We start from the raw sequence: 7,731 nt of genomic DNA, 5'->3' as shown, positions 1-7,731 counted from the left end.
GCACCGGCGGGCGGCCCCAGCGGCCCCTCCCCGGTGACCGGTCCGCCGGTCGGCCCCGAGGGACCATCCTGGCCACCCCGGCCCCCCTCGGCGGAGGAGCCGGAGTAGTCGGAGTACTCGGAGAAGTACGGAAGATCATCGCGCCGCGACGCATCGCCACCGTCGCCGGCACCACTCGCACCGTTCGCGTTAGGCGGACCGCCCCCGCTGCCGGGACCCAGCGGCCCCGCCGCCAGCACACCGGACACGTCGAAGGACCCGGTACCGCCGCCGTGCCCCGGCGCCACGGGACCGGTGCCGCCGGCACCGGGCAGCCCCGCGCCGTTCGTACTGTTCGCACCACTGGGCCGGGGCGCCGCACCAGGACGCGCACCCGAGCCACCGGGCCGCGCGCCACCGGCACCGGGCCCGCCGGAGACCCCTGAACCCGAAGCACCAGAAGCACCCGAACCCGGAGAACCCGAACTGCCGGAGACGCCCGCCCCGTTGGTGCCGCCACCGCCCTGACCGCCCTTGGGCGCACCGGACTTGCGAGGCGCGAACCAGTCGCTGGTCTTCTCCCCGGCGGGAGCGGACGGGCCGGACGACCCGGACGAGGGCGCGGATTCCGAAGGCTCGGGCGTGGCCGAGGAGGCTCTCGGCCCAGGCTCTGCCGCGGCCGACGCCGGCCCGTTCGGGGCCTTCGAACCGTTGTCGGAACTCTCGGTGTCCGCGACGGGCGTCCGTACGACGACCGGCGGAATGGGCCTCGATCCAGGGATGTTGATCCGGATCCGCGTCGTCAGCGTGGTCTCGGTCTTGCGCTCCTCCGGCCGGTCACCGGCGGAACGCCCCACGTCGGCACCGTCGTCGGACGCCGTGGGGGTCCCGTACGGCGGCGTACCCGACGGGTAGGCGGCTCCGCCGCGCCCGTTGGGCCCGGAGGACGAACTGTCAGTTTCACGACTCAAGGCAGGTTCTCCCGATTGGCTCCGCCGCCCGTGTACTCGACCTCAACCTCGTTTCGGGCGGCTCGGCGGCGCGCACCACCATACTGGCCACCACTGGCGTGTATCCGGCGACCGCTGAGGAAACCCACACCGGACCCGCACCCGCGTTCTGCGGCGAAGTAGTACGTCACTTGGCAAGTCGGGCGGTGGAGCCATCCGGTTGCCGCCCCGGGCCAAGGGTGGCGCACATCACAGCCACAGCCATCCCGCCGAGGAGGAAGAGATAGGAGCCGGCTCCCGCGGCGAAGAGGAAATCGCCCTCCGGGCGGCTGGCGGTGAGCAGGATGACGGCGATCATCCAGCCGGCCGCGGGCGCGACCGCCCCGGCCCGGCTGCCGAGCGCCCGCGCCCCGCCCAGGAAGAGCCCTGCCGCGCCCGCGAGCGCGAGCAGCAACCCGCCAGGGAACCAGCCGTCCTGGACCAGCCCCCCGGCCACCCCGACCACGGCACCCAGCACAAAGAGCCCCAGGTAGGCGGCGATCCGTCCGGCCGACGGCGGCCCCAACGGCTGGGCGAGCATGCTTCCCGCACCGGCGCTTCCCGTACCGGATCTCCCCGTACCGGACTTGCCCGCCCTTGACCTGTCCGCCCCGGATCTGTTCGCCGTACTCATCACGCACTCACCTCAGAAATCCCCGCGAACAAGTCCGTCTCACGCACGCCTGAACGCACGCCTGAACGCACCCCTGCCTGCGCCCCGCCACGCTCGCCCCGCACCAGCTCGTAGTACTCCACGACGAAAATCGGCTGCGCGAGCTGATTCGACAGCGCGAACCACGGCTCGACGACCTCGATCTGCGTGGCATGCGCCCGCATCGCCGCGGCCTTGGCGCCGGCGAAGGCCGTGCCGTCGATCTCGGTGGTGATGAGTGAGTCGTCCACCACACCGGGCACGTCGTCGACGGCGGCAGAGGCGGAAAAGGGAAGTTCGTCCAGTACGTCCTTCAGGCGGGCGAAGCTCTCCTCGGCCACGGAGCGCGGCACGCGGTTCCAGTAGATCTTCGTGATCGTCCAGGGGGCGCCGAGATCCGGGCGGAAGTCCGGCTCGGCGGCCAGGTCCGCGGCCCGCATCGCGACCCGGTGGGCCTGGATGTGGTCCGGGTGGCCGTAACCCCCGTTGGGGTCATAGGTGATCAGCACCTGGGGACGTGTCTCGCGGATCACCGCGACGAGATCCGCGGCGGCCTCGTCGACGTCCGCCTGCCAGAAGGAGCGCGGGTCGTCGTTCTCGGGGAGGCCCATCATCCCGGAGTCCTGGTGACGGCCGGGGCCGCCGAGGGAGCGGAAGTCGTGCACGCCGACCGCGTCCATCGCCGCCGCGAGTTCCGTGCGGCGGTGACTGCCGAGGGCCTCGCCCGTCAGATGGGCGATCTCGGGCGGGATGACCTCGCCCTGCTCGCCCAGAGTGCAGGTCACCAGCGTGACCTGGGCGCCCTCGGCCGCGTACCGGGCCATGGTCGCGCCGTTGTTGATCGCCTCGTCGTCCGGATGCGCGTGCACCAGGAGCAGACGACGGCCGGGCAGTTCCGTCATGGCCCCCACCCTATGAGCCCCGCCCGTACGAGGCCCGACGAGCCCCGAACCTACGGGACCCGGCGCATGCCTATGAGGCGGGGGGTCAGAACTTGATGTCCCCGATCATGCCCGCGATGTTCGTCGTCAGCTCGTTGATCGTGGGCGCGATCGTCGAGCTGGCCAGATAGAAGCCGAGCAGGACGCAGACGACCGCGTGCCCGGCCTTCAGTCCTGATTTCTTGACCAGCAGGAAGACGATGATCGCCAGCAGCACCACCGCCGAAATCGAGAGTGCCACGGCGGTTCACCTCCAAGGATCCCAGGGACGCGGGTCGTCAGTACGGCAGCCAGCAGGTTCATACCCAGGCAGCGCCATTGATCATAACTATCCAGACCTGCGCATTGATCGGCGCACGGCCGCACAAGGGGGCGCATGGCCAATATGGTCGGGGGCATGACGACCGAGCCTCTCTCTTTTCCGCGCCGGCAGGCGCGCACCCTGCGCTTCACGCTTGGCGCGCCCCGCGCATTCACCGTGGCGCCCGACGGTTCCCGGGTCGTGTTCCTGCGGTCCCGCTCGGGTACGGACCGGGCGAATCTGCTGTGGGTCCTCGATGTGGCGAACGGAGAGGAACGCGTCGCCGCGGACCCGCAGGCGCTGCTCGGCGGCGTCTCCGAGCGGCTGTCGGCCGAGGAGCGGGCGCGCCGCGAGCGCAGCCGGGAGGGCGGCGCGGGCATCGTCGGTCATGCCACCGACACGGCGGTCGAGCTGGCGTCCTTCACCTTGTCGGGGCGGCTCTTCACGGCCGAGCTGCGGGCCGGTACGGCACGTGAACTGCCCGTTCCCGGCCCGGTCCTCGACCCGCGTCCGTCCCCCGACGGACGGCTCGTCGCGTACGTCGCCGGGGGCGCCCTGCGGGTCGTCGGCGCCGAGGGCGAGGGCGACCGGGCGCTCGCGGAACCCGAGTCGGAGACGGTCACGTACGGCCTGGCCGAGTTCATCGCGCAGGAGGAGATGGGCCGTTCACGCGGCTTCTGGTGGTCGCCGGACTCGGACCGGCTGCTGGTCGCGCGGGCCGACGACGCGCCCGTACGCCGCTGGTGGATCGCCGATCCGGCGCGCCCGGAGCAGGCTCCGCAGCAGGTCGCGTACCCGGCGGCAGGAACCGACAACGCGGACGTACGCCTCTTCGTGATCGGTCTCGACGGGGCGCGTACGGAGGTCGTCTGGGACCGGGCGCGCTACCCCTATCTGGCACGAGTGCACTGGTCAGCGGCCGGAGCGCCGCTCCTGCTCGTGCAGGCTCGGGACCAGCGGAGCCAGTTCTATCTGGCCGTGGACCCCGACACCGGGGTGACCCGGATGGTGCACGCGGACGAAGATCCACAATGGCTGGATCTTTTCCCCGGCGTGCCGTGCTGGAGCCCCGGCGGACAGCTGGTGCGGATCGCCGACGAGGGCGGGGCGCGGGTGCTCGCGGTGGGTGAACGCCCTTTGACGGGACCGCAGCTGCATGTACGCGCGGTGCTCGACGTCTCGGACGAGGACGTGCTGGTGTCCGCGTCGGCGGGCGAGGCGGCGACGGCTCCCGAGATCGGCGAGGTCCACGTCTACCGGGTCAACGACCTCGGCATGGAGCGGCTGTCGCAGGAGCCCGGGGTGCACTCGGCGGTCCGCTCGGGTCCCGTGACGGTGCTGGTCTCCGCCGTGCCGGACCAGCCGGGCGCCCAGGTGCAGGTGCTGCGCGACGGCAAGAGGGTCGCGGCGGTGGCCTCGTACGCCGAAGACCCCGGCCTGCGCCCGCGCGTGACGCTCACGGAGGCGGGCGAGCGCCGTGTGCCCTGCGCGGTGCTGCTCCCCACGGGCCACTCGGACGGCGACGGTCCGCTGCCGGTCCTGATGGACCCGTACGGCGGCCCGCACGGACAGCGCGTGCTGGCGGCGCACAACCCGTACCTCACCTCGCAGTGGTTCGCCGACCAGGGCTTCGCGGTGATCGTCGCGGACGGGCGCGGTATGCCGGGCCGCTCCCCCGCCTGGGAGAAGTCGATCAAGGACGACATGGCCGCGATCGTCGTCGAGGACCAGATCCACGCGCTCCAGGCGCTCGCCGAGCGCTTCCCGCTGGACCTGAGCCGGGTCGCGATCCGCGGCTGGTCCTTCGGCGGCTATCTCGCCGGGCTCGCGGTGCTGCGCCGCCCGGACGTCTTCCACGCGGGCGTAGTGGGCGCGCCGGTCACCGATCAGCGGCTGTACGACACCCACTACACGGAGCGCTACCTGGGCGATCCGAACCGGCAGCCAGGGGTGTACGCCGAGAACTCGCTCATCGACGACAACGGCCTGGTGAACGCCGCCGAGCCGGCCCGCCCCATGATGGTCGTCCACGGCCTCGCCGACGACAACGTGGTGGTCGCCCACACCCTGCGCCTGTCCTCTGCGCTGCTGGCCGCGGGCCGCCCCCACGAGGTGCTGCCGCTCTCCGGGGTCACGCACATGACCCCTCAGGAACAGGTGGCGGAGAACCTGCTGCTGCTCCAGGTGGACTTCCTGAAGCGCTCACTGGGCATGGCCTGAAGCTCACCGGGCATGGGCCCGAACGTGCGACCGGCCGGGGCGACATGGCGCGCCCCGGCCGGTCTACGGCACCCGCACGGCCGTACGCTGTCGAGCTTGACGCGTCCGTATATCGGCATCGGGTCGACCAAGTTGCCTGCGTGTTAACGAAGTTGATGCGGGTTTGTGCCGCTATGTCGGCTCGCCCGTGCGCTCCCTGTGCTCCCCGCGGTCCCCACGCTCCACACAGAACTCGTTGCCCTCGGGATCGGTCAGGGTGACCCAGCCCCCGCCGTCCGGGCACGTGTGGCCGAGATGAGCGCCTCCGGGTCCCCCGGCTTGTCGTCGTCGGCCAGGGGCCGATCGAGGAGCCTGCTCCAGAACAGGCCCAGGTCGTACGGGTCTCCGGTGCAGTCGAAGGTGATCTTGTCGATGTTCAACCCGGTCAGGCCTTCGTGGCTTTGGTGACGGAGTCGTCCGCGGAGTTGTCCTCCAGCGCCTTCAGCGCCGGGTCCAGCACGACGTCCTCGTCGCGTGCCTCCGTGGTCGGCTCCTCCGGGAAGTGGCAGGCCGTCAGATGGCCGCCGCGGTTGCCGGAGAGCTGGATGAGCGGCGGTTCCTCGCTGGCGCACTTGTCCTGTGCCTTCCAGCAGCGCGTACGGAAGCGGCAGCCGGACGGCGGGTGGATCGGCGAGGGCACGTCACCGGCGAGGCGGATGCGCTCGCGGTCTTCGTGGTCCTCGGTGACGACCTCGGGGACCGCCGACAGCAGGGCGTGGGTGTAGGGGTGCCGTGGCCGGTTGTAGATCGAGTCCCGGTCACCGACCTCCACGATCTTGCCGAGGTACATGACCGCGACGCGCTGCGAGAAGTGGCGCACGATGGCGAGGTCGTGGGCGATGAAGAGGAAGGCGATGCCCATCTCCTGCTGGACCTTCTGCAGCAGGTTGACGACCTGCGCCTGGATCGACACGTCCAGGGCCGACACCGGCTCGTCCGCGACGATCAGCTTCGGCTTGAGGGCCAGGGCGCGGGCCACGCCGATGCGCTGGCGCTGGCCGCCGGAGAACTCGTGCGGGAAGCGGTTGTAGTGCTCGGGGTTGAGTCCGACGAGTTCCAGGAGTTCGCGTACGCGCTTCTCGCGGCCGCCCTCCGGGTTGATGTCGTTGACCTCCATCGGCGACTTGATGATGGTGCCGACGGTTTGCCGCGGGTTCAGCGAGGAGTACGGGTCCTGGAAGATCATCTGGATCTCGGACCGTACGGGGGCGAGCTGCCTGCGCGAGGCGTGCGTGATGTCCTGGCCCGCGTACGTGATCTTGCCGCCGGTCGGCTCCAGGAGCCGCGTGATGAGCCGGCCGGTGGTCGACTTGCCGCAGCCCGACTCGCCGACGAGGCCGACGCTCTCGCCGACCCCGACGGTCAGGTCGACTCCGTCGACGGCCTGCACGGCGCCGACTTTCCGTTTGATCGGGAAGCCGCCGTAGATCGGGAAGTGCTTGGTGAGGCCCTCGACGCTGAGGAGCGTCTCGGCCGACGTACCGGTCGAGTCCTGCGGTGCGGGGAGGGTGAGGTTCTCGCTCATGTCTCGGTTCTCCCTAGCGCAGCCGGGGCTGGATCTGGTCGATGAAGATGGTCTGCTTCTGCTCGCCGGTGAGATGACACGCGGCGGCGCGGCCCTCGGCCAGCGTCGGCCGCTCGTCGGCGCAGCGGTTGCCCCCCACCTCGTCCGTGAAGGTGCACCGCGGGTGGAAGGGGCAGCCGGACGGCGGGGTGAGGAGGCTGGGCGGCGAACCCGGGATCGGTGTGAGCGCCTCGCTGAGGTCGCCGCCGAGCCTCGGCATCGAGCTCAACAGGCCCCAGGTGTACGGGTGCTGGGGCTGCCTGAGCACCTCGCGCGTGCTGCCGCGCTCCACGGCCCGGCCCGCGTACATCACCAGCAGGTCGTCGGCCATGTGCGAAATGACGCCCAGGTCATGGGTGATGAAGACGATCGCGGAGCCGAACTCCTGCTGCAGGTCCCTGAGCAGGTCCAGGATCTGCGCCTGCACGGTCACGTCGAGCGCGGTGGTCGGCTCGTCGGCGATCAGCAGGTCGGGGTCGCACATCAGCGCCATGGCGATCATCGCGCGCTGGCGCATACCGCCGGAGAAGTGGTGCGGGTAGTCGTCGAAGCGCGCCTTGGGCTGCGGGATTCCGACTTTGTCGAGCATCTCGATCGCCCGGGCCTTCGCCTCCTTCTTGGAGGCTCCGGTGTGCTTCATGAACGGCTCGGACAGCTGGCGGCCCACCGTGTAGTACGGCGAGAGCGCGGTCAGCGGGTCCTGGAAGATCATCGCGGCCTTGTTGCCGCGGAGCTTCTCCATCTCCTTCTCGGAGGCGGTGATCAGCTCCTTGCCGTCCAGGACGATCTCGCCCTCGACGGTGGTGGTCTTGGGGCTGTGCAGCCCGAGGATCGTCAGGTTGGTGACGGACTTGCCGGAGCCCGACTCACCGACGATGCCCAGGGTCTTGCCGCGCTCGACGTCGAAGGAAAGGCCGTCCACCGCCTTGACGACGCCGTCCTCGGTGGCGAACTGCACCCGCAGATCCCGGACCGAGAGGAAGGCGTCCGACCCGGTCGGGTTCGGGACGTCTTCGACCTTGGTCAGTGTGGTCACGGTCGTTCTC

At 70.8% G+C, this 7,731-nt stretch carries 6 protein-coding genes and 2 pseudogenes; 1 reads left to right on the top strand and 7 read right to left on the bottom strand.

All coding sequences use genetic code 11. The annotated features are described in order from the left end of the window. The 4 genes and pseudogenes from G5C60_RS29555 to G5C60_RS29540 all read right to left on the bottom strand — a co-directional run. Positions 1 to 950 (bottom strand): annotated as a pseudogene (locus G5C60_RS29555) (hypothetical protein); the annotation flags it as partial. A 166-nt stretch (positions 951 to 1,116) separates the two neighbouring features. Continuing rightward, positions 1,117 to 1,509: a DUF6113 family protein gene (locus G5C60_RS29550; RefSeq protein ID WP_165264000.1), complete on the bottom strand. Its 393-nt coding sequence runs from the start codon at positions 1,507 to 1,509 to the stop codon at positions 1,117 to 1,119. A 92-nt stretch (positions 1,510 to 1,601) separates the two neighbouring features. Next, complete coding sequence (gene mshB / locus G5C60_RS29545) at positions 1,602 to 2,522, bottom strand: N-acetyl-1-D-myo-inositol-2-amino-2-deoxy-alpha-D-glucopyranoside deacetylase (protein WP_165263997.1); 921 nt, start codon at positions 2,520 to 2,522, stop codon at positions 1,602 to 1,604. Between the two features lie 85 nt (positions 2,523 to 2,607). After that, positions 2,608 to 2,802 carry a hypothetical protein gene (locus tag G5C60_RS29540; RefSeq protein ID WP_138049154.1) on the bottom strand — a complete coding sequence of 65 codons (195 nt, stop codon included), beginning with the start codon at positions 2,800 to 2,802 and terminating at the stop codon, positions 2,608 to 2,610. Positions 2,803 to 2,958: 156 nt separating this feature from the next. Between G5C60_RS29540 and G5C60_RS29535 the strand changes: the two genes are divergently transcribed. Next, entirely contained in the window at positions 2,959 to 5,082 is a 2,124-nt protein-coding gene (locus G5C60_RS29535) for a S9 family peptidase (RefSeq protein WP_165263995.1), read from the top strand. 171 nt (positions 5,083 to 5,253) lie between these two features. On the opposite strand, the pseudogene G5C60_RS29530 reads toward G5C60_RS29535, so the two are convergent. The 3 genes and pseudogenes from G5C60_RS29530 to G5C60_RS29520 form a co-directional block, all read right to left on the bottom strand. Continuing rightward, positions 5,254 to 5,486, bottom strand: a pseudogene (locus G5C60_RS29530) (VOC family protein). A gap of 20 nt (positions 5,487 to 5,506) precedes the next feature. Further along, on the bottom strand, positions 5,507 to 6,646 hold the full coding sequence (locus G5C60_RS29525; RefSeq protein ID WP_165263993.1) for an ABC transporter ATP-binding protein: 1,140 nt from the start codon (positions 6,644 to 6,646) through the stop codon (positions 5,507 to 5,509). Positions 6,647 to 6,659: 13 nt separating this feature from the next. After that, on the bottom strand, positions 6,660 to 7,721 hold the full coding sequence (locus G5C60_RS29520; protein WP_165263992.1) for an oligopeptide/dipeptide ABC transporter ATP-binding protein: 1,062 nt from the start codon (positions 7,719 to 7,721) through the stop codon (positions 6,660 to 6,662). Positions 7,722 to 7,731 lie beyond the last annotated feature (10 nt).

This window comes from Streptomyces scabichelini (assembly GCF_011045015.1).
Taxonomy (GTDB): Bacteria; Actinomycetota; Actinomycetes; order Streptomycetales; family Streptomycetaceae; genus Streptomyces; species Streptomyces scabichelini.
Note: the sequence above shows the minus strand (reverse complement) of the source record. Positions and strands in the feature narration are given on the sequence as shown.